Source organism: Streptomyces sp. JLBT605 (assembly GCF_058215555.1).
Genome location: NZ_CM177087.1, coordinates 2,463,903 through 2,484,932, shown reverse-complemented (window position 1 = coordinate 2,484,932; position 21,030 = coordinate 2,463,903). Strand labels below are relative to the sequence as shown.

Genomic DNA, 21,030 nt, shown 5'->3' with positions numbered 1-21,030 from the left:
GAGCGCTATTCGACTGCGTGCAAATGGGGTTAGCGAGCTTCGGCGCTGGTCGGAGCGGCTGTGAACAGGCAGTTCCCGGTGATGTACGGAGCGGATTCGAGGGCGCGGGAAGAGCGGTCGGCGGGTGGCGTTCGAATGGGTGGCGGGCTGCGCCGGACGGATGAATCCGATTGTCAACAGCCTGTGGATAACCCTGGCGGACGGCGGGCGGTATCCCTCATCCCCCGATAGCGTGGCGATCAGGAACATTCCCGCACGGGAGGACCGACAGGCCATGGCCGCATTCCAGGAAGGCGTGCCCTGCTGGGCGGATGCGACACTCCCCGACGTCGAGGCGGGCAAGCGCTTCTACGGCGAGCTGTTCGGCTGGACCTACGAGCCGGGCGAGGCCGCCGGGCCCGGCTTCTATGTGCAGGCGTTCCACGAGGGCGAGAACGTCGCCGCGCTGGCTCCCAAGCCCGACGGCCGGATGCCGACAGTCTGGAACATCTACTTCGCGGCCGACGACGCCGCCGCCACCGCGAGGCGCGTCCGGGACGCCGGGGGCCAGGTGATCACCTCGCCGGTGCCGATCGGCGACTTCGGCGTCATCGCCACCGCCGCCGACCCCGGTGGCGCGGTCTTCGGCCTCTGGCAGGCGGGCAGTCACGGCGGCTTCGAGAAGCAGGGCCGGCCCGGCTCGTACATCTGGACCGAGGTCTACACCCGGGACAAGGAGGCCGTGGACGCCTTCTACGCCGAGGTCTTCGGCTACACCGGGCAGAGCGTCGGGCTGGAGGGTGTCGACTTCCTCATGTGGTCGCCCGCCGGTGAGCGGCCCGGCCCCGAAACGGCCGTCTGCGGGCGGGCCGTGCTGAGTGACACCTTTCCGCCCGAGATGCCGGCGCACTTTCTGGTCTATTTCTCGGTGACCGATTGTGACGATGCGGTGCGGGCGGTACGGCTGCTGGGCGGCCGCCCGGTGACCGAGCCGCGGGACACGCCGTACGGCAGATTCGCGATCGTTGTCGACAATCAGGGCGCCAGCTTCGCCGTTCTCGACACCACCAAGACCGCATAGAGTTACAGAACGGCACGAACTGTGCACCATCCCGGAACGCTAGATATTCACCGATGACATGACGAATCGGCCCCGGGTTCGCAACGGCCGCGTTCGGCAGAGAGAATGCAGCTTGCGTGCCGCCGGTTGGTTTGTCGGTGAGACGCGACGCGGGGCTGTTAGCTTCGAGCCCTACGGGGAGGTGGCAGGCAAAGTGGTGGAGCAGCTGACGCAGCACGACCCGAGGCGGATCGGCCCGTTCGAGGTGCTCGGTCGGCTCGGCGCGGGCGGCATGGGTCTGGTCTATCTCGCGCGCTCGGCGTCCGGCCGGCGCGTCGCGATCAAGACGGTGCGGACCGAGCTCGCCGAGGACCAGCTGTTCCGGGTCCGCTTCACCCGCGAGGTGGAGGCGGCCCGCGCGGTCAGCGGCTTCTACACAGCTGCCGTCGTCGACGCCGATCCCCGCGCCCCGGTCCCGTGGCTGGCCACCGCCTACGTCCCCGCACCCTCCCTCGAGGAGATCGTCAACGAGTGCGGGCCGCTGCCCGCCCAGGCGGTGCGCTGGCTGGCCGCCGGTATCGCCGAGGCGCTGCAGTCCATCCACGGCGCGGGCCTGGTCCACCGCGACCTGAAGCCGTCGAATGTGCTGGTCGTCGAGGACGGCCCGCGGGTGATCGACTTCGGTATCGCCTCCGGCGTCTCCAACACCCGGCTGACCATGACCAACGTGGCCGTCGGCACGCCCGCTTACATGTCACCCGAGCAGGCCCGGGACTCGCGCAGCGTGACCGGCGCGAGTGACATCTTCTCGCTCGGCTCCACGCTGACCTTCGCGGCCACCGGGCACGCGCCCTTCCACGGCGCCAATCCGGTCGAGACCGTCTTCATGCTGCTGCGCGAGGGGCCGGACCTGTCCGGACTGCCCGAGGAGCTGCGGCCGCTGATCGAGTCCTGTATGCAGATGGAGGCCGACCGGCGGCCCAGCCCCGCCGACCTCCAGTCGCAGCTGGCACCGCACCTGTTCGCCTCCGGCAGCGATGACAGCGGCACCGCTTCGGCCTGGCTGCCGGACCGCGCCGTCGCGCTGATCGAGAGTCGGCGGGGCGGCCGTCCCGCGGCCGCCGCCCCGGCGCCCCGGTCGTCGGCCGCCTCCCGCGACGGCAGGCCCGGGCACCCCGCCGAGCTCCCCTCCGGCTACCCGCCCCGGCAGGACGCCGGTCGCGGCGCCGGCCCGGCCGGCGGCACCGGCTGGGAGCCCGCCGCCGACCCGCGCGGCGGGCTGCGCGCGCCGGAGGCGGCGAGCCCGGCCAGCCAGGTCAGCTCGGCCAGCCCGCCCGGACGCCATGGAGCGCAGCCCGTCGCCGCGCACGCCTCCGCCCCGCAGGCGCCGCAGAGCTCCGCGCCGCTGCCGGCCGCGGTCGGCCCGGCCGACGGCCCGGTCCGGCTGCCCGGCTCCCAGGTGCCGATCGGGCCGGGGCCGCGGGCCGCCGACGCGCACGAGCAGCAGCCGCGGCAGGACGCCGTGGTCGGCACCGACTGGGTGCGCCCGCCGGAGGGCGTCCAGGGCGGCTCACCGCTGGCCGCCGTTCCGCAGCAGCCCCCGGCCCCGGGGCCGGCGCCGGACGCCGCGCCGCCGGCGGAGCCGCCGGGGCAGGCGCGCTGGCGGCCCTGGCGGTTCCGGATGTCGAACGACGTCTGGGGCACCCCGGTCGTCGCGGACGACCTGCTGTATGTGACCTCCTTCGAGGTGCACGCCCTGGACGTGGCCACCGGCCGCCGGCAGTTCAAGACCCGGGACGTGGCCTGGGCGATGGCGGTCGCGGACGGCCGCATCCACGCCTCGGACGGTCCCACCCTCTACGCGCTGGACGCGGCGGACGGCGCGGAGCGCTGGCGGCTGTCGATGGACGGCTGGGTCTACTCCCTCAAGGTCGACCGCGGCACCGTCGTCACCGGCACCCGCGGCGGCGGCGTCCAGGCGTGGGAGGCCGCCAACGGCGAGCTGCTGTGGGAGCTGCGGGGCGCGCAGACCGACTTCGAGACGCCGGAGTCCGGCCCGGTGGTCCACGAGGGCACGGTCTATGTGTGGTCGGACGCGCGGCTGCGCGCGCTGGAGGCGCGTACCGGCGTCGAGCGCTGGTCGTACCCGGTGGGTGACGCGGCCTCCTGCGGCGGTGTCCCGATCCGGTTGCTGCCCGCCCCGGACGGGGCGGTCTACGTCGCGGCGGGGACTCGGGTGCTCGCCATCGACGTGGCGCGCGGCGAGGTGCGCTGGCGCTTCGAGGCGCCCGCGGTCTTCCTGTGCGCCCCGGCGTACGCGCCCGGTCCCGCGGTGACCGGCGGCGGTATCTACATCGCCGACTATCTGGGCATGGTCTACGCGCTGGACGCCGCCACCGGCCGCGACCGCTGGCGGATCGCCACCGAGTCCCGGCAGTCCAATGAGCCGGTGCTGATCGCCGACGGCTCCGTGCATCTGGGCAGCGGCACCGGGCTGTACACCCTGGACGCGGTCACCGGCACGCCCAAGTGGCGGTTCGCGGCGGGCGGTGAGGTCATCGGTGCCCCGGTGGTCGCGGATGGACGCGTGCACTTCGGCTCGGCCGACCACTGCCTCTACACCGTGGACGCGGGCGGCGGGCAGCTGCGCTGGAAGCTGGCGACCGGCGGCGAGATCACCGGCTCGCCGGTGGCGGTCGCGGGCGTGGTCTACGCGTGCAGCAAGGACCGGTGCGTCTACGCGCTGGACGCGGTGAAGGGCACCGGCCAGTCACGGCAGGCGCGTTGACGCCTCGACACGCCGGTCCCCCGCGCGTGGTGCGCCTGAGGTCCTTGGTACGGTGAGCAACTCCTGACGCGAACCTGTCAGGAGTTGTGTCGTCCGATTCCTCGGGGGGATGGAACGTGATGCGTCGCCGGTTGCGGCTGACGGCTGTCTGTGCCGTGGTGCTGATCTCGCTGACCGGGTTCAAGGGCCGTGGTCACGGTCACGGGGGCGACGGCGGCGGAGGTGGGTGCTCCGGCTCCCACCACTCCAGTTCGTCCTCGAGCTCCGGCGGTTCGGGCGGCTACCGCGACGACTACGACGACGATGACGACCCCTATCTCGGCTCGTCGTCGGGCGGATACACCCCCACCACCGACGACACCGTCGATTCCGGTGGCGACGGTTCCACGGGCCAGGCCCGGGTCGAGGAGAGCGTCGACCGCTGTGTGTACAAGGACGGCAGCGCCGGTTATGTGGCGACCGTGAAGCTGTACAACCCCGGCACCGAGGAGGGGCGGGTCTACGCCCTGGAGATGCGCTTCTACGACAAGTCCGGGAAGCAGGTGACCACCGGCGAGGCCTTCGACCTGACGGTCCCGGCGGGGGAGACGAAGATCGTCGAAATCCGGCCCGAGAAGCAGTCCGTCGCGGGAACCATCACCCGCTGCGAGGTCGTCTGAGGCCGTGATGCCGCGGCGCGTGCGGAGCCCTTCCGGACGCCCTGTCAGGTGACTTGGGGGTAGCAGACCCCGTTGCTAGGGTGGCGTGCACTTGTCAACCGGGTCCTGGTTGGCCGATTTTTGCCTGTTCAACGGGGGTAAATCCATGCATCGCCGCCACACGCGGGTGCTCGCTGCCGTGATCATCGGAACGCTCGCCGTCACCGGGCTGACCGGCTGCGGGAAGAAGAAGGGCCGGGGCGGGGCGTTCGGCGACCACGGCGGCAGCGTCACCTCCGGTGCCGAGGGCGTGGCGCCCTCCGGTGTCCCGACCGATGTGCCGTCGGGCTTCCCGACCGATCTGGACCTGCCGAGCGGCTATCCGAGCAGCGCCCCGTCCTACGGCGGCTCGGACACGCCGACACCGGCGTACACCACCGATACGCCCTCGTACTCGCCGTCCCCCACCTACAACCCGGACGCGATCAACGAGAGCACCGCGAGCAACTGCGACTACGACGAGTCCGACAGCATGCTCGTGTACGACATCACCGTCACCAACACCGACTCCACGCGCAGCTTCCGCTACTCCCTGAACGTGAAGTGGACCAAGAAGGACGACGGCAGCTTCATGGGCTCGGACACCCAGTACGTCACCGTGCTGCCGAACTCCTCGCAGACGGTGACCGCCAAGGCCGTACACCGGCTCGACACCTACACGTACTTCAACTGCCAGCTGACCTCGGCCACCAAGAGCCCGGTCGGCTGAGGCGCGGCCCCGGGCAGCGGGCTGGCTCAGCGCGTCCGGAAGTCCCGGGTCCGGGCCGCGAAGAGCTCCGCCTGCCGCTCGGGCGGCAGGTTCCCCAGGGCGATCAGCTGCGGGGCGTGGGCCACCGCCTGCGCCCGCACCGCCTCCTTCGCCGCCCACACGGCGCGTACCGTGCCCTGCACCGCCCCGGTCGGGTACGAGGCGATGACGCGGGCGGCGCGGACCGCCGCGGCCAGCGCCTCACCGGCCGGGGTCACCTCGCTGACCAGGCCCGTCTGGTAGGCACGCCGGGCCGACAGCCGCTCGGCGGTGCCCATCAGGGCCATCCGCGCGACCTCCCCGGCGGGCATCCGCTGCGCCATGAAGACGGCCTCGTAGGCGCTGACCATGCCATAGCTGGTGTGCGGGTCGAAGAAGGCGGCGGTCTCGTCGGCGATGATGAACTCCGCCTCGCCCAGCAGATAGAAGGCCCCGCCGCAGGCCATCCCGGAGACCGCGGCGATCACCGGCTTCCACAGGTCGTTCGCCTTGGGGCCGATGGCCAGCAGCGGGTCGTCGATCGCGTACGGCGAGGGGGGCTGGGGCACCGTCGCCGAGCGGTCCAGGCCGGTGCAGAACGCCCGGCCGCCCGCGCCGGTCACCACCGCCACCCGCACCGACTCATCCCGCCGGAGCTCCCGCCACAGAGCGGTGAGCCGCTCGGCGGCCGCCAGGTCGAGGGCGTTGTGCCGGGCGGGCCGGTCCAGGGTGACGACCGCGACGCCCGCGTCGTCGCGCTCCAGCCGGACGCCGGCGTCCGCGCCGGTACCGGCGCCGGGGCGCGCGTCGCCGCCGCTCATGGCCGCTCCAGCAGCCAGCGGGGGACGGTCACGCCCTCGGCCATGGTGTGGAAGACGGCCTTCACCGGGGCGCCGATCCGCAGGCGCCCCCGGTCGACCGAGCCCAGGGCCGCGTCCACCGAGGCGACCAGGTTCCCCACCAGCCGGATGCCCGGCGCGTCCGCCGGCTCCACCAGGACCACCGGGTACGGCGCCTGGGCGGCGTAGGCGGGCAGCAGCGGCGGATGGGGCACCACATACGACCAGATCCGGCCACGCCCGCCCAGGCGCCGCCACTCGCTGTCGAAGGACTGGCAGCGAGGGCAGCAGGGCCGGGGCGGGAAGCGGGGCGTTCCGCACCCCCCGCAGGTCTGGACGCGCAGCTCGCCGCGCGCCGCGTACTCCCAGAAGGGCGCGCCGTCCTCGTCGGGTACCGGCAGCAGCCAGGACGCCGTCTCCATCGCCGTCTGGACTCCTCTCAACGCGGTCTCGTCCCCTTCTCCACTCCTCGGGCCGAGCCTCAATTGCGCAGCAGCAGCGCCGAGGTGGGGACGCCCTCGCCCGCGGTGACCAGGCAGGCCGCGGCGTCGGGGATTTGGGCGGTGCTGGTGCCGCGCAGCTGCTTGACGCCCTCGGTGATCAGGTTGAAGCCGTGCACATACGCCTCGCTGAGCCCGCCGCCACCGGTGTTGATCGGCAGCCGCCCGCCGGTCTCCAGCGCGCCGCCCTCGGTGAAGGCCGCCCCCTCGCCGCGCCCGCAGAAGCCGTAGCCCTCCAGCGACAGGGGAATCAGCGGGGTGAACGCGTCATAGATCTGAGCGACGTCCACGTCCTCGGGGGTGAGGTCGGCGGACTTCCACAGTCGGCGGGCGGCGGTCCAGGCCGGGCCGGTGAGCGGGTCGTCGGTCCAGTAGTTGACCATTCCGTGGTGTTGGGCCGGCATCCCCTGCGCGGCGGCGTGCACATAGACCGGCCGCTGCCGGCAGTCGCGGGCCCGCTGGGCGGAGACCACGACACAGGCCAGGGCGCCGTCGGTCTCCAGGCAGTTGTCGAAGAGGCACAGCGGCTCGCTGATCCAGCGGGCCGTCATGTACATCTCGCGGGTCAGCGGCCGCTCGTACATCATCGCGGCCGGGTTCTGGTTGGCGCGGTTGCGGCAGGCCAGCGCCACATTGAACAGGTGGTCGCGGGTGGCGCCGTACTCGTGCATGTAGCGGCGTGCCAGCATGCCGATCTCGTCGGCGGGGCGGAGCAGCCCGAAGGGCCGGGTCCACTGGGCCGGCGTCGGCAGCTGGACGCGGGTGTCGGTCCACGGCCGCGGGCCGCTGCCGCGCTTGCGGGACCGCCAGGCCACACCGACGCTGGCCTGCCCGGTGGCGATCGCGGCGGCGAGATGGGCGACGGTCGCGCAGGAGCCGCCACCGCCGTAGCCGACCTTGCTGAAGAAGGTGACGTCGCCCGTGCCGATGGCCTTGGCGATCTCCACCTCCTCGGTCTCCTCCATGGTGTACGAGGCGAAGGCGTCCACCTCGCAGGGGGCGATCCCGGCGTCGTCGAGGGCGGCCAGGATGGCGCGGCAGGCGAGCGTCTTCTCGGATTCGGGGAGGCGTTTGGCGAAGCGGGTCTGGCCGATACCGGCGATCGCCGCCGCGTCCTTGAGTGTCGCGGGTGCTGTGCGAGTTGCGGCTGTTGCCCCCATCGCCCACCTCCCAGGCCGGCCCCACAGGTGCTGACAGCCGGGAAGGCTACCGTTAATCTGACGGGGTGTCAGCAAAGTTGGCCGGGTCGGCTCCGCCGGCGGCGCGGGGCGGCGACGAGGGGAGGCATCCCGATGCCGGAGCGCACTGCGTGGCGGACCATCCCGGAGCTGGTGCGGGCGGCCGCCGCCGCGTACGGGCCGGCCGAGGCGGTCGTGGAGGGCCGCGCCCGGCTGACCTACGCCGAGCTGGGCGAGCGGGTGGACCGCGCCGCCGCGGCCTGCCTGGCGGCCGGGGTCCGGCCGGGGGAGCGGGTCGCCGTCTGGGCGCCGAACAGCACCGACTGGGTGGTCAGCGCGCTGGGCGCGGTGAGCGCGGGGGCGGTGCTCGTCCCGGTCAACACCCGCTTCAAGGGGGCCGAGGCGGTGGAGGTGCTGCGCCGCACACGCGCCGCCGTCCTCTTCGTCACCGGCACCTTCCTGGGCACCTCCTATGTCGCCGCGCTGCGCCGGGCGGCGGGGGCGGCCCCGGCGGCTTCCGGCGGTGCCGGCGGGGAACCGGCCGGGACGGGGCCACTGCCCGGGCTGCCCGGGCTGCGCGAGGTGGTGGTCTTCTCCGGCGCCACTCCGCCCGGCTTCCGCGGTTGGCAGGAGTTCCTCGCGGCGGGGGAGCGGGTGCCCGGGGACCGGGTGCGGGCCCGTGCGGCGGCGATCCGGCCCGGCGATGCGGCCGACATCGTCTTCACCTCGGGTACCACCGGCCACCCCAAGGGCGTCGTCACCAGCCATCAGCAGACCCTGCGGGTCTACGACACCTGGAGCGAACTCGCCGGCCTGGTCCGCGGTGACCGCTATCTGATCGTGAACCCCTTCTTCCACACCTTCGGCTACAAGGCGGGGATCATCGCCTGTCTCACCCGGGGCGCGACGATGGTGCCGCAACCGGTGTTCACCGTCGACACCGCGCTGGCCAACATCGCCGCCGAGCGGATCAGCGTGCTGCCCGGACCGCCCACCCTGCACCAGGCGATCCTCGACCACCCGGCCCGCCACACGCACGACCTGTCCACGCTGCGGCTGGTGGTCACCGGCGCCACCACGGTCCCGCTGGACCTGGTGAGGCGTCTGGGGGCGGAGCTGGGGGTGGCTACGGTGCTCACCGCCTACGGGCTGTCCGAGGCGACCGGCACGGTCACCATGTGCCGCCGCGGCGACCCGGCCGAGGTCATCGCCCACACCTCCGGCCGCGCCATCCCGGGCACCGAGGTGAAGGTCGCCGGCCCGGACGGCGCGGGACTGCCGCCGGGAGTCCAGGGCGAGGTCCTGGTCCGCGGCTACCACGTGATGTCCGGCTACTTCGAGGACGCCAAGGCCACCGCGCGAGCCCTCACCGCGGACGGCTGGTTGCGCACCGGCGACGTCGGGGTGCTCGACGAGCGGGGCAATCTGCGGATCACCGACCGCTTGGGGGACATGTTCATCGTCGGCGGTTTCAACGCCTATCCGGCCGAGATCGAGCGGCTCATCGCCCGCCACCCGCAGATCGCCGAGGTCGCGGTGGTGGGCGTCCCGGATCCGCGGCTGGGCGAGGTGGCGAAGGCGTACGCGGTCCGCAGGCGCGGTGCGCCGCTGACCGCCGACGATCTGATCGCCTGGGCGCGGCGGGAGATGGCCAACTACAAGGTGCCCCGGCAGGTCGAGTTCGTCGCCGAACTGCCGCGCGGCGCGGGCGGCAAGGTCCTCAAGAACGAGCTGCGTGCGCGGGGCTGACCGCCGGCGCCCCGCGGGCGAGAGCGCGTGGCCGGTTCAAACCGGAAGGGAGGAATCTGCGAATGCGAACGGGGCCGGGCTGGCCGCCCGGCCCCGCGCGCGGTCTCCCGCCGCTCTCAGGAGGCGTGTCCCTCCAGCGGGGTCGCGGTCGCGTGGGAGTCCTGCGGGCTTGTCACGTCGCCTCCATTGCCCTGGATGCTCTGGGTAAAGGCGCCTTCTCCCGTGGCATGGGAGTCGGCGGCCGCGGCAGCCGCGGTGCCGAGGACTGCGGCTATGGCGAGGGTGAGTGCCGCTGCGGCCTTCTTGGTGCGGTTCATTCCAACTCCTTTGCAAAAGCCACGATATTGCAATCCATCATGGGAACATCAGTGCGCATGGGAATACATGTTTGGCCAACCGACCAAAAACATGCGCATTGTTGGCCTGATCAAGCCGAGTCCCCGTATGTCCCCCGCTTCTTGTGAGTGCAGGGACCAGCGCCGATGGCTCCCCCTCCCGGCCACCGCCGCCGATCCCTGCGATCCCCCCGTTTCCCCCGGTGCTTCCCCCGCAGCCCCGTGGCCCCGTGTCCTTCCGGCGGTCCCCCGTATCCCCCGTGACCCGCCGGCCGGTTCCCCCGTGGACTTTCCCCCGTTGCTTTCCCCCGGGTTTCCCCGGGGCCCCCGTTCCCCCGTGGCCCCCGATTCCCCCGTGGCCCGAAGGCACCGGCCGCGCCGGCTCAGCTCACGGCCTGGTGGAACCCGCGTGGCTGTCCTGCGTGGTGACGGCGCCGGATCCGACGCTGCCCGCGTGGCTGTCCTTGGTGGTGATCTTCTCCTTGGTGCCGGCCTGGTCACCCTCGGACTCGGTGGTCTCCGCCTGGGCGTCCAGCGGATTGGCCAGCGGCGCACCGGCGCCGGAGCTGCCGGCGTGGCTGTCCAGCGGGCTGACGACTCCGCTGCCGGGCACCCCGGCGTGGCTGTCCTTGGTGGTCACCGCAGCGCTCGTGGCGCCTCCCGCATGGCTGTCCTGCGGAGTGATCGCGCCGGTGCCGAGGCCCGCGTGGCTGTCCATCGGGCGGTACTCGTCGGACTCGGGCTTCTTCGTGTCGCTCATCTCTGTCATCTCCTGGCTAGCGATGCAAGGGGGTCGGCGAGTCCCGCCCGGCAACTCCCCCGTGGGTCGCCGGACGGGTGTCTCAGGGCCGTTCACCCTAAGAGGTGAGCCCTCACGTCGACCCACCTGCCCCCCCGACGCGGCGGGTCGATGCATAAGAGAGTGCCGGGGTGCGATAAACGATCGATGAACGGTGGATAGGCGGTCGAGACCGGCCGGGCCGACTCGCCCGCACCCGCGCCGAATGCCGAGGTCAGGCGACCGCCGTCGGCGTCAGCAGGCGGCGGATCTCGTCGCGTTCGGGCGAGCCCAGGCGCTCGTAGATGGACAGCGCCTCCGTCCAGCAGGCGCGGGCCCGGTCCGTCTGCCCCATCGCGTCCAGCGCCCGGCCCAGCACCGTCAGGAAGCCGCCGCGCCGCCATTCGCCGCCCAGGCCGCGCAAGGCGAGGGACTGCTCGGCGTGTTCGGCCGCCCGTGCCGGACGGTCGGCCGCCAACTGCGCCTCCGCCAGCCGGTAGTGGGTCATGCCCTCCCAGAGCCGCTGCCGGCTCTCGTGGAAGATGGCCAGCGCCTGGTCGAGGTGGTCCAGCGCCTCCTCCAGCCGCTTGGCGCGCGTCAGCGCCATGCCGAAGGCGTACATGCCGTTGGCCAGCCGCAGCGAGACACCCTGCCTGCGGTAGATGTTCAGCGCCTGCTCGGCCAGCTCCACGCCGAGGTCGACATGGCCCATGTCCAGGTGGACGCGGGCCAGGTTGCTCAGCGCGCTCGCCTCGCCCGGCTCGTTGCTGTCCGCGCGGAACGCGGCCAGGGCCTGCGAGAGATACGCCTCGGCGTCCTCGTAACGGCACTCGTAGAACGCCACGATGCCGCGCTCGATCGGCGCGTGCCCCTGCACCAGCGGATCGTCGGCGACCACGCCCAGCAGCATGGCGTGCTGCGCCTCGATGTCCGCCCGGTCGAAGCGCCCGGTGATGCTGTGCACATACGTCAGCGCGGTGCGGGCGCGGGCCTCGGAGCGCGGGTCTCCGGCGAGCTGCGCGGCGTCCCGGATCGACGCGGCGGCCTGCTCGTACCGGCGGCCGCTGGCACCGGACTCGGCCAGGTCCTTGGCGGCCAGCAGCAGATCCACCGCGCGGTTCAAGGTGCCGTCGGCGGCCGACTGGTGCGCGCAGGCCAGCAGGCATTCGGCCTCGGCGAACAGCCAGTCCAGCGCCGCGTCCTTGCCGCGGAAGGTCATCCCGGTGCCCTCGGTGGGCGCCAGGTGCCTCACCAGCCGGTCGCCGGGCCGCTCCAGGGCGTACACCTGGGCCGCCGAGGACAGGTAGAAGTCCAGCAGCCGGGACATCGCGGCCCGGCGCTCGGCCGGCGGATGCTCATCGCGCTCGGCGCAGGCACGGGCGAAGAGCCGCACCAGGTCGTGGAAGCGGTAGCGGCCGGGCGCCGCCGACTCCAGCAGGCTGGTGTCGACCAGGGACTCGATCAGGTCCTCGGCGTCCAGCGGGTCCATATCGAGCACGGCCGCGGCGGCGGCCAGCGAGATGTCCGGCCCGTCGGCCAGCCCCAGCAGCCGGAAGGCGCGGGCCTGGACCGGCTCCAGCTGGCCGTACCCAAGTTCGAAGGTGGCCTTGACGGCGAGGTCGCCGGCGCGCAGCTCGTCCAGCCGGCGCCGCTCGTCGCTCAGCTTGCGGGCCAGCGCGGAGACGGTCCAGGTGCGGCGGGCGGCCAGCCGGGAGGCGGCGATCCGGATGGCCAGCGGCAGGAAGCCGCAGGCCGCGACGACGTCCATGGCCGCCTCGCGCTCGGCGCCGACCCGGTCCTCGCCGACGATCCGGGTGAAGAGCACAAGCGCTTCCTCGGGGCTCATCACATCGAGGTCGACCAGATGCGCGCTTTCCAGGTCGACCATGCGGATCCGGCTGGTGACCAGCGCGGCGCACCCCTTGGTGCCCGGCAGCAGCGGACGGACCTGCGCCGCGTCCCGCGCGTTGTCCAGCAGGGTCAGGACGCGGCGGCCGTCGAGGGTGGAGCGGTACAGCGCGGCGCGCTCCTCGACGCCGTCCGGGATGGCCGCGTCGGGGGTGCCCAGCGCGCGCAGGAAGGCGCCGAGCACCGCCTCCGGTTCGGCGGGCACCGGGCCCGCGCCCTGGAGGTCGACGTAGAGCTGGCCGTCGGGGAAGTGCTCGCGGGCGGTGTGTGCGACGTGCACCGCCAGCGTCGTCTTGCCCACACCCCCGATGCCCGCGACGGCGGACACGGCCATGACATGCCCGTCGGCGAGGGCGAGCTGCGCGCTCAGCTCGTCCACCAGCGAGGAGCGGCCGGTGAAGTCGGCGACAGTGGCGGGTAGTTGAGCGGGGCGCACGAAGGCCGGGCCGACCCCGGCGGGCTGCTCCGGGGCGATGGCGATGGGCACCGCCAGGTCCGCGTCCGCCTGGAGGATGCGCTGGTGGAGCTCGGTCAGCTCCGCGCAGGGGTCCACCCCCAGTTCCTCGGCGAGCAGCCGCTGGGTGTCGGCGTACACCGCCAGCGCCTCGGCCTGCCGCCCGCTGCGGTACAGGGCGAGCATCAGCAGTTCACGCAGCCGCTCGCGCAGCGGGTGGGCGGCGGTCAGCGCGGTGAGTTCGGAGACCGCGTCCGCGTGGTGGCCGACCTCCAGGTCCAGCTCAAGCCGGGTCTCCATGAGGGTCAGGTGCCACTCCTGGAGCCGGATGCGCTGCGTCTCGACGTACGGTCCGGAGAGGCCGGCGAGCGGTTCGCCGTCCCAGAGCGCGAGCGCCCGGTTGATCAGCTCGCGGGCCCCCTCGCGGTCCCCGGAGTGCCGGGCCTTGTCCGCCTCGGTCGCCAACTGCTGGGCCACGTCGGTGTCCACCGCGCCCAGGCCGGTCCGCACCGCGTACCCGCCGGACTCGCTGACCAGGGTGTCCGCGGCGTCCGGCCCGAACGCCTTGCGCAGCCGGGAGGCGTAGGTGCGCAGCGCCGCGATCGCGGCGGCCGGGGGCTCCTCGCCCCACAGCCCGTCCACCAGCTCCGGCGCGGTCGCGGTACGGCCGCCGCGCAGCAGCAGGGCGGCGAGCAGGGAACGCTGCTGTGGTGAACCAAGGTTGAGCGCTTGCTCGCCTCGCCACGCGCGGACCGGTCCGAGCACGGCGAAGCGCAACCTCAGCCCGTGCCCCTTGTCGCCGGTCATCCTCTCCCCCTGCCTGTGCTTGCCAGTCGCACCGGTCAGTTTGCCTTGTCCGCACCCGTTACGTCAGTAGGGGCCCACGGTCTGCGCACGGCCCGGCAGAGTTGTCCGAACTCACACAGCTGGTGGTCCGTCAGTTTTATCCCGGCTTATCTGCTCTGTGGCGTTTCCGGTCCCGGTCCGGGTGGCCTGCGGTGGTCCTGGGCGCCGCCGGGCCGCTCGCCGGCGCCCTCCATCTTCCCGGCGGAGGCGAGCAGTTCGCGCACCTCCTCGCGCTCGCTGGACCTGAGGCGTTCGTGGATGGAGAGCGCTTCCCGCCAGCAGGCATGCGCCCGATCGGTCTGCCCCATGGCGCTCAGCGCCCGGCCGAGGACCGTCAGCACGGTGGCCCGGCGCCACTCACCGCCCAGCCCGCGCAACGCCAGTGCCAGCTCGGCGTGTTCGGCCGCCTGTGCGGCGCGCCCCGCGACCAGGTGGGTTTCGGCCAACCGGAAGTGCGCCATGCCCTCCCAGCGTTGCTGGCGGCACTCGCGGAATATGCCCAGGGCATCGGTGAGATGGGTGACCGCCTCATCCAGCCGGTCGGTCCGGGTCAGTGTGATGCCCAGCGCGTACAGCCCGTTGGCCAGCCGCCAGGAGTGTCCCAGCCGCCGGTAGATCGCCAGCGCCTGCTCGGCCAGCTCCAGCGACGCCTCGGTGTCCCCCAGGTTCAGCCGGGTCCGGGCGAGGTTGGACAGCGTGCTGGCCTCGCTCGGCTCGTCCCCCAGCGCCCGCGAGGCGTCCAGCGCCCGGGTGAAGTGCTTCTCCGCGTCCGGCATCCGGCCCCGGTAGAGGGCGGTGATGCCGAGCATGGTGGCGGTGCGGCAGGCGACGATCGGGTCGCCCGCCAGCCGCCCCAGCTCCCTGGCCCGCCGCAGCTCCCGGTCTGCCTCCTCGAACCGGCCGGTGAAGTTGTAGAGGTGGCCCAGCATGGCCCCGGCGCGCCCGGCGGCCCGGAAGTCCCCGGCCGCCTGACCGGCCTCCCGGACGGCCCGCGCCGCGCTCTCGTACGGGCGGGACTTGGCGCCCGACTCGGCCACGTCGAGGATCGCGATGAGCAGGTCCGCGGCCCGCCGGCAGACGCCTGGCCCGGTGCACTGCCGGGCCAGCGCGATCAGGCAGTCGGCCTCGGTGAACAGCCACTCGACCGCCTCGGCCGAGTCGGAGAAGTTCAGGGGGGCTCCGGTGGAGGTACGCAGGTCCAGATGGTCCACGGTCCGGTCGCCGGGCCGCTCCGCGGCGTACCCGCGTGCCGCCGTCGCCAGGTAGAAGTCGAGCAGCCGCGAGAGGGCCGCCTCGCCGGCCCGCCCGTCGCCCGGTTCGCCGTCCGCCGCCTCGTCGGCCCGCCCGCCGCCCGGGCCCGCCTCGTCGCGTTCGGCGCACGCCCGGGCGTAGAGCCGGACCAGGTCGTGGTAGTGGTAGCGGCCGGGGGCGGCGGATTCCAGCAGCGAGATGTCCACCAGCGACTCCAGCAGCCGCTCGGTCTCCACGGTGTCCAACCCCAGCAGCGCGGCCGCGGCGGCCAGCGACACATCCGGGCCGTCGGCCAGGCCGAGCAGCCGGAAGGCGCGGGCCTGGGCCGGGTCCAGCTGGCCGTATCCCAGCTCGAAGGTGGCCTTGACGGCGAGGTCGCCGGCGCGCAGCTCGTCCAGCCGGCGCCGTTCGTCGCCGAGCTTGCGGGCGAGCACCGAGACGGTCCAGGTGCGGCGGGCGGCGAGCCGGGAGGCGGCGATCCGGATGGCCAGCGGCAGATAGCCGCAGGCGGCCACCACGTGCATCGACTCCTCCGGTTCCAGGGCCGCGCGCTCGGGGTCGACGATCCGCGAGAAGAGCCGGTACGCCTCGTCGGGCCGCATGGCGTCGAGGTCGATGAGGTGGGCGCCCTCCAGATCGGCCATCCGTGCCCGGCTGGTGACCAGCGCCGCGCAGCCCTCGGTGCCGGGCAGCAGGGGGCGGATCTGGGCGGCGTCGCGGGCGTTGTCCAGCAGCACGAGCACCCGGCGGCCGTCCAGGGTCGAGCGGAAGAGCGCGGAACGTTCCTCGATGCCCTCCGGGATCGCGGCGTCCGGAGTGCCCAGGGCGCGCAGGAATCCGCCGAGGACGGCCTCCGGCTCGGCCGGGGAGGAGCCCGCGCCCCGCAGGTCGACATAGAGCTGGCCGTCCGGGAAGTGGTGCCGGGCGGCGTGCGCGGCGTGCACCGCGGTGGCGGTCTTGCCGATGCCGCCGGTGCCCGCCACCGACACCACCGAGGTGCCGCGCTGCCGGGCGGTGGCGAGCTGCTCGGTCAGCTCGGCGACGCACGCCTCCCGTCCGGTGAAGTCCGCGACGACGGCGGGGAGTTGGGCGGGTGGCACCAGGGCGGCCCCGGCCGGCGGGCGGGACGCCGATCCGTCGGCGCCGGACAGCCCCGCGTCCGACCGCAGCATCCGGATCTGCAGCTCGGTGAGGCGGGCGGAGGGGGCGACGCCCAGCTCCTCGGCGAGCAGCCGCTGGGTGTCGGCGTACACCGCCAGCGCCTCGGCCCGCCGCCCGCTGCGGTAGAGGGCGAGCATCAGCAGTTCGCGCAGCCGCTCGTGCAGCGGGTGGGCGGCGGTCAGCGCGGTCAGCTCCGAGACGGCCTCCGCGTGCAGGCCGCGCTCAAGGGCCAGATCCAGCCGCGCCTCGGTGAGGGCGAGGTGCTCCTCTTCCCGTTCCCCGCCGCCGTGCCAGGCCCCGGGCGGGCCCACCACGGCGGAGTGCGGCGGTTGCCCGAATCCCTGCCCGTCGTCCTGGGCCATGGTTTCCCCCTGCGCGTGCCTTCTCGCTGCGCTGGCCAGTCTGCCTTGTCGCGCCCGGCGGCGTCACCCGCGAGGGGAGGGGAGTTCTCGCTGGTGATCCGCCGGTGACAGGCCGGAACCGGACGGTGTTCGCGGATGCGGGCAGGCGGTGGCCGCAAGGGGGTGTGGGGGCCACCTCGGGCCGGTCGTACCGGCGGTAGCGGGCGGATACCGGCCGCCTGCGCTCCGTGTCCGCGCGGCGTTCGCATCCCGCCAGCTGACGCACCGTCAGATCAGCGCTACCGTGGCAGCCATGGAGAGCTTCCCCAAGATCATTTCGGTGGACGACCACACGGTCGAACCGCCCCACGTCTGGCGGGACCGGCTTCCGTCGAAGTACCGCGACCTCGGCCCACGGGTGGTCCGGGCGCCCCTGAAGGAGCTGACCTTCGTGGGCGGCCGGTTCACCCCGGTGATGGGCGCGCCCGGCGACGACGGCCCGCTCGCGGACTGGTGGGTGTACGAGGACCTGCGCCGGCCGCTCACCCGCCTGGACACCGCCGTCGGCTACGACCGGGAGGAGGTGCGCCTGGAGGCGATCACCTACGAGCAGATGCGGCCGGGATCCTTCTCGGTCCCTGAGCGGCTGGCCGACATGGACGTCAACCACGTCCAGTCCGCGCTGTGCTTCCCGACCTTTCCGCGCTTCTGCGGCCAGACCTTCACCGAGGCCAAGGACCGCGAACTGGGGCTGCTGGGAGTGCGCGCCTACAACGACTGGATGGTCGAGGAGTGGTGCGGGCCGCAGGCGCGGGGCCGGCTCATCCCGCTCACCCTGATCCCGTTGTGGGACGCGGAGCTGGCCGCCGCCGAGGTGCGCAGGAACGCCGCCCGTGGGGTGCGCGCGGTGTGCTTCTCCGAGATACCCCCGCATCTGGGGCTGCCGTCGGTGCACACCCGTGCCTGGGACCCGTTCTTCGCCGCCTGCGCCGAGACCGGCACGGTCATCGCCATGCACATCGGCTCCTCCTCCCGGATGCCGTCGACCTCGGCGGACGCGCCGCCGGCCGTCGGCTCCACCATCACCTTCGCCAACTGCTGCTTCTCGATGGTCGACTGGCTGATGTCCGGGGCCTTCGACCGCTTCCCCGAGCTGCGGATCATGTACGCCGAGGGCCAGATCGGCTGGATCCCGTACATCCTGGAGCGGGCCGACGTGGTCTGGGAGGAGAACCGGGCCTGGGGCGGGGTGGCCGACAAGGTGCTGCGCCCGCCCTCCGAGCTCTTCGCCGAGCACGTGTACGGCTGCTTCTTCGACGACCCGGTGGGCCTGCGCAACCTCGACGCGATCGGCGTGGGCAACGTCCTCTACGAGACGGACTACCCGCACTCGGACTCCACCTGGCCCCGGTCCCGCGAGATCGGCGAGGAGCAGATGGGGCACCTGGCGCCCGAGGTGGTGGAACGCGTCGTCCGCGGCAACGCCATCGAACTGCTCGGCCTGACGGACGACGGACTCTGGCCCGGCCCGTAAGGGGTGTCCGACGGGACGCCGCGCAGGTCCCATCGGGCACCTCTTCGGCGCGAGCCACGTCCATCCGGGTGGCGGAGTGCGGCGCCGGCGGCGGCGGGGCGTGGTCCTCGCCGCCCGCCCGGCACCGGCGGCGCATGATGGCGATGTCCATCACGCGCGGCAGCCCCGGAGGCGTTCATGACCTGGTCGGCACGGCGGAGACGGAGGATCGCCGGGTGTGCCTGCGCGGTGCTCATGGCGCTGGCCGTGGCGGGCTGCGGCGATGACGACGAGGAGAAGCCGGAGGAGGGGGAGACCACCGCGACGGCGAGCCCCTCGCCGACCGGGATCCCGGACGCCGCGACCTTCGTGAGCGGGATCGACAACCCCTACTTCCCGCTCGTTCCCGGCACCACCTTCCGCTACGCCGGGGTCGGGGACGAGGGGCAGAAGGAGGAGAGCACCGTCGAGGTCACCCGGCGGACCAAGGAGATCCTCGGGGTGCGGACCGTGGTCGTCCACGACACCGTCCGCGAGGACGGCGAGGTCACCGAGGACACCTTCGACTGGTACGCCCAGGACCGCGACGGCAATGTCTGGTACTTCGGCGAGGACTCCCGGGAGCTCGAGGGTGGCAAGGTCGTCAGCCACGAGGGCTCCTGGCAGGCGGGCAAGGACGGCGCCGAGCCCGGCATCATCATGGAGGCCCGCCCCAGGGTCGGCGACGTCTACCGCCAGGAGTACGCCAAGGGCGTGGCCGAGGACATGGGCGAGGTGCTGGCCCTGACCGAGCGCGTCGCGGTGCCGTACGGCTCGTTCACCGGAGTGCTGAAGACCAAGGACTTCTCACCCCTGGAGCCCGACGTGGCCGAGCACAAGTTCTACGCCAAGAACGTGGGACTCGTCCGCGAGACGCAGGTCAAGGGCGGCAAGGCCCAACTCCAGCTGATGGCCGTCGATCGGCCCTGACCGGTGCGGCCCCGGGCCTTGTCTGATGGACCGTCAGATACGACGATGGCGGTCCGTCGCGGGCTGCCGAGGGAGGCGTCGTGGGTGCGAAGAGCGTACGGATACTGCCGCGAGGGAGGCTTGCCTACGGTCTGCAGCTTCCGGTCCAGGCGCAGAGCACGCTCTTCGCCGAGCCGTGGGAGGCCGAGGCCGGGCCCGCCGACCTGCTCCAGATCGCCCGGGCCGCCGACCGGCACGGCTTCGCCTACATCGCCGTCTGCGACCACGTCGCGATCCCGCGGCGGCTGGCGGCCGCCATGAGCACCGTCTGGTACGACCCGGTGGCCACCCTCGCCTTCCTGGCCGCGGCCACCGAGCGGGTGCGGCTGCTCAGCCACGTGGCCGTCGCCGGACTGCGGCACCCGCTGCTCACCGCCAAGAGCTACGCCACCCTCGACCATCTGAGCGGCGGACGGCTGATCCTCGGCGTCGGCGCCGGGCACGTCCGGGAGGAGTTCGACCTGCTCGGGGTGGACTTCGACAGTCGCGGGGCGCTGCTGGACGAGACGATCGACGCGCTGAAGGCCGCCCTGGGGCCGGAGGAGTTCCCCGAGTTCGGCGGGGAGCGGTTCTCCTTCGCCGGGCTCGGGCAGGCGCCCCGCCCCGCTCAGCTGCCGCGCCCGCCGGTGTGGGTGGGCGGTTCCTCCCCGGCCGCGGTCCGGCGGGCAGCGGTGCGCGGCGACGGCTGGCTGCCGCAGGGCGACCCGCGGGACCGGCTGCCGCGCCAGATCACCCGGCTGCGCACGCTGCGGGAGCGGGCCGGGATCGAGGAGCCCGCCGAGATCGGCGCGATCACCGAACCGCTGTACGTCGGCGACCCGGGACGGCCGGTCGGCCGCCGGACCCTGACCGGGCCGGGCGAGCGGCTGGCGGAGTCGCTGCGGGAGTACCGGGCGATGGGCGTGGACCAGATCCAGGTGCGGTTCCGCAGCCGGAGCCGGTCCGAACTCACCGACCAGATGGCGGCGTTCGCCGCCGAGGTCGCGCCGCATCTGGCCGACTGACCGCATCTGACCGTATCTGACCGACTGATCCGTATCCGGCCGGCTGAGCCGTATCGGCTGACCGAGCCGTATCCGGCCGACCGGCCGGGGCCGAAGGAGGCAGTGGTGGGCAAGCTGGACGGGCGGGTCGTCGTCGTCACCGGTGCGGCGCGCGGCCAGGGCGAGCAGGAGGCGCGGCTGTTCGTCGCGGAGGGTGCGCGGGTGGTGCTCACCGACATCCTCGACGACCGGGGCGAGGCGCTCGCCGAGGAGCTGGGCCGGGGGGCCGCGGCCTACGTCCACCACGACGTGGGCGACGAAGCCGGGTGGGCGGCCGTGGTGGCCGCCGCGAGGGACGCCTTCGGCAGGATCGACGGGCTGGTCAACAACGCCGGCATCCTGCGCTTCAACGAGCTGGTGAACACCCCGTTGGAGGAGTTCTCCGAGGTCGTACGGGTCAACCAGGTGGGGGCGTTCCTCGGAATGCGGGCGGTGGCGCCCGAGATCGCCGCCGCGGGCGGCGGCACCATCGTCAACACCGCCTCCTATGCCGCGCTGTCCGGGATGGCCTTCCTGACCGCGTACGCGGCGAGCAAGGCCGCGATCGTCGGGATGACCCGGGTGGCCGCGCTGGAGCTGGCCGCGCGGGGTATCCGGGTCAACGCGATGTGCCCGGGCGCGGTGGACACCCCGATGAGCAACCCGGCGCGGCTGGACCCGCAGGCCGACCCGGTCCAGGCGGCCGAGGCGGTGGACGGTCTGTACCGGAAGCTGGTGCCGCTGGCGCGGATCGGCCGGCCGGAGGAGGTCGCCCGGCTGGCGCTCTTCCTCTCCTGCGAGGACTCCTCGTACATCACCGGGCAGCCGTTCGTCATCGACGGCGGCTGGCTCGCCGGAGTCTCCGTGCTCTAGAATCTGACGGACCGTCAGATTA

16 protein-coding genes are annotated in these 21,030 nt (G+C 73.2%); 9 read left to right on the top strand and 7 right to left on the bottom strand.

Annotation, left to right across the window (positions count from 1 at the left end):
• The first annotated feature begins 274 nt into the window (after positions 1-274).
• The 4 genes from kbpA (at position 275) to AC4BDD_RS11060 (ending at position 5,234) form a co-directional block, all read left to right on the top strand.
• The gene (gene kbpA, locus AC4BDD_RS11075; protein ID WP_490690830.1) at positions 275-1,060 is read left to right on the top strand and encodes an AfsK-binding protein KbpA; all 786 of its coding nucleotides are present in this window, start codon (positions 275-277) and stop codon (positions 1,058-1,060) included.
• A gap of 193 nt (positions 1,061-1,253) precedes the next feature.
• Complete coding sequence (afsK, locus tag AC4BDD_RS11070; protein ID WP_490691742.1) at positions 1,254-3,827, top strand: protein serine/threonine kinase AfsK; 2,574 nt, start codon at positions 1,254-1,256, stop codon at positions 3,825-3,827.
• A 119-nt stretch (positions 3,828-3,946) separates the two neighbouring features.
• Entirely contained in the window at positions 3,947-4,486 is a 540-nt protein-coding gene (locus AC4BDD_RS11065; protein WP_490690829.1) for a hypothetical protein, read from the top strand.
• Positions 4,487-4,664: 178 nt separating this feature from the next.
• A complete protein-coding gene (locus tag AC4BDD_RS11060; RefSeq protein WP_490690828.1) occupies positions 4,665-5,234 on the top strand; it encodes a hypothetical protein in 570 nt (189 codons plus the stop codon).
• 26 nt (positions 5,235-5,260) lie between these two features.
• Here AC4BDD_RS11060 and AC4BDD_RS11055 read toward each other — a convergent pair whose 3' ends face one another.
• The 3 genes from AC4BDD_RS11055 to AC4BDD_RS11045 are packed head-to-tail and all read right to left on the bottom strand — an operon-like array spanning position 5,261 to position 7,751.
• The gene (locus AC4BDD_RS11055) at positions 5,261-6,073 is read right to left on the bottom strand and encodes an enoyl-CoA hydratase/isomerase family protein (protein WP_490690827.1); all 813 of its coding nucleotides are present in this window, start codon (positions 6,071-6,073) and stop codon (positions 5,261-5,263) included.
• Positions 6,070-6,513 carry a Zn-ribbon domain-containing OB-fold protein gene (locus AC4BDD_RS11050; protein WP_490690826.1) on the bottom strand — a complete coding sequence of 148 codons (444 nt, stop codon included), beginning with the start codon at positions 6,511-6,513 and terminating at the stop codon, positions 6,070-6,072. Before AC4BDD_RS11050 ends, AC4BDD_RS11055 begins: the two co-directional genes overlap by 4 nt.
• A 59-nt stretch (positions 6,514-6,572) precedes the next feature.
• The gene (locus AC4BDD_RS11045) at positions 6,573-7,751 is read right to left on the bottom strand and encodes a lipid-transfer protein (protein WP_490690825.1); all 1,179 of its coding nucleotides are present in this window, start codon (positions 7,749-7,751) and stop codon (positions 6,573-6,575) included.
• A gap of 132 nt (positions 7,752-7,883) precedes the next feature.
• Between AC4BDD_RS11045 and AC4BDD_RS11040 the strand changes: the two genes are divergently transcribed.
• Complete coding sequence (locus AC4BDD_RS11040; RefSeq protein WP_490690824.1) at positions 7,884-9,518, top strand: AMP-binding protein; 1,635 nt, start codon at positions 7,884-7,886, stop codon at positions 9,516-9,518.
• A gap of 116 nt (positions 9,519-9,634) precedes the next feature.
• On the opposite strand, the gene AC4BDD_RS11035 is transcribed toward AC4BDD_RS11040, so the two are convergent.
• From AC4BDD_RS11035 to AC4BDD_RS11020, 4 genes are all read right to left on the bottom strand, one after another.
• Complete coding sequence (locus AC4BDD_RS11035) at positions 9,635-9,835, bottom strand: hypothetical protein (RefSeq protein WP_490690823.1); 201 nt, start codon at positions 9,833-9,835, stop codon at positions 9,635-9,637.
• A gap of 406 nt (positions 9,836-10,241) precedes the next feature.
• Positions 10,242-10,613, bottom strand: a complete 372-nt coding sequence (locus AC4BDD_RS11030; RefSeq protein ID WP_490690822.1) for a hypothetical protein — start codon at positions 10,611-10,613, stop codon at positions 10,242-10,244.
• 253 nt (positions 10,614-10,866) lie between these two features.
• Entirely contained in the window at positions 10,867-13,800 is a 2,934-nt protein-coding gene (gene afsR, locus AC4BDD_RS11025; protein WP_490690821.1) for an SARP-family global regulator AfsR, read from the bottom strand.
• Positions 13,801-13,946: 146 nt separating this feature from the next.
• Positions 13,947-16,613, bottom strand: coding sequence for an ATP-binding protein (locus AC4BDD_RS11020; protein ID WP_490690820.1), 2,667 nt, complete (start codon positions 16,611-16,613; stop codon positions 13,947-13,949).
• 292 nt (positions 16,614-16,905) lie between these two features.
• On the opposite strand from AC4BDD_RS11020, the gene AC4BDD_RS11015 reads away from it, so the two are divergent.
• The 4 genes from AC4BDD_RS11015 to AC4BDD_RS11000 all read left to right on the top strand — a co-directional run bounded on the left by AC4BDD_RS11015 (position 16,906) and on the right by AC4BDD_RS11000 (position 21,008).
• Positions 16,906-18,126: an amidohydrolase family protein gene (locus tag AC4BDD_RS11015; protein WP_490690819.1), complete on the top strand. Its 1,221-nt coding sequence runs from the start codon at positions 16,906-16,908 to the stop codon at positions 18,124-18,126.
• A 177-nt stretch (positions 18,127-18,303) separates the two neighbouring features.
• A complete protein-coding gene (locus AC4BDD_RS11010; protein ID WP_490690818.1) occupies positions 18,304-19,074 on the top strand; it encodes a hypothetical protein in 771 nt (256 codons plus the stop codon).
• An 80-nt stretch (positions 19,075-19,154) separates the two neighbouring features.
• On the top strand, positions 19,155-20,117 hold the full coding sequence (locus AC4BDD_RS11005; protein ID WP_490690817.1) for a TIGR03619 family F420-dependent LLM class oxidoreductase: 963 nt from the start codon (positions 19,155-19,157) through the stop codon (positions 20,115-20,117).
• 105 nt (positions 20,118-20,222) lie between these two features.
• Positions 20,223-21,008 carry an SDR family NAD(P)-dependent oxidoreductase gene (locus AC4BDD_RS11000; protein ID WP_490690816.1) on the top strand — a complete coding sequence of 262 codons (786 nt, stop codon included), beginning with the start codon at positions 20,223-20,225 and terminating at the stop codon, positions 21,006-21,008.
• Positions 21,009-21,030: the final 22 nt, after the last annotated feature.

Coding starts and splice junctions, on each gene's coding strand:
- AC4BDD_RS11055 (WP_490690827.1), bottom strand. CDS start 6,073: ATGAGCGGCGGCGACGCGCGCCCCGGCGCCGGTACCGGCGCGGACGCC.
- AC4BDD_RS11065 (WP_490690829.1), top strand. CDS start 3,947: ATGCGTCGCCGGTTGCGGCTGACGGCTGTCTGTGCCGTGGTGCTGATC.
- AC4BDD_RS11040 (WP_490690824.1), top strand. CDS start 7,884: ATGCCGGAGCGCACTGCGTGGCGGACCATCCCGGAGCTGGTGCGGGCG.
- AC4BDD_RS11030 (WP_490690822.1), bottom strand. CDS start 10,613: ATGAGCGACACGAAGAAGCCCGAGTCCGACGAGTACCGCCCGATGGAC.
- AC4BDD_RS11050 (WP_490690826.1), bottom strand. CDS start 6,513: ATGGAGACGGCGTCCTGGCTGCTGCCGGTACCCGACGAGGACGGCGCG.
- AC4BDD_RS11020 (WP_490690820.1), bottom strand. CDS start 16,613: ATGGCCCAGGACGACGGGCAGGGATTCGGGCAACCGCCGCACTCCGCC.
- AC4BDD_RS11010 (WP_490690818.1), top strand. CDS start 18,304: ATGACCTGGTCGGCACGGCGGAGACGGAGGATCGCCGGGTGTGCCTGC.
- AC4BDD_RS11035 (WP_490690823.1), bottom strand. CDS start 9,835: ATGAACCGCACCAAGAAGGCCGCAGCGGCACTCACCCTCGCCATAGCC.
- kbpA (WP_490690830.1), top strand. CDS start 275: ATGGCCGCATTCCAGGAAGGCGTGCCCTGCTGGGCGGATGCGACACTC.
- afsR (WP_490690821.1), bottom strand. CDS start 13,800: ATGACCGGCGACAAGGGGCACGGGCTGAGGTTGCGCTTCGCCGTGCTC.
- AC4BDD_RS11045 (WP_490690825.1), bottom strand. CDS start 7,751: ATGGGGGCAACAGCCGCAACTCGCACAGCACCCGCGACACTCAAGGAC.
- AC4BDD_RS11015 (WP_490690819.1), top strand. CDS start 16,906: ATGGAGAGCTTCCCCAAGATCATTTCGGTGGACGACCACACGGTCGAA.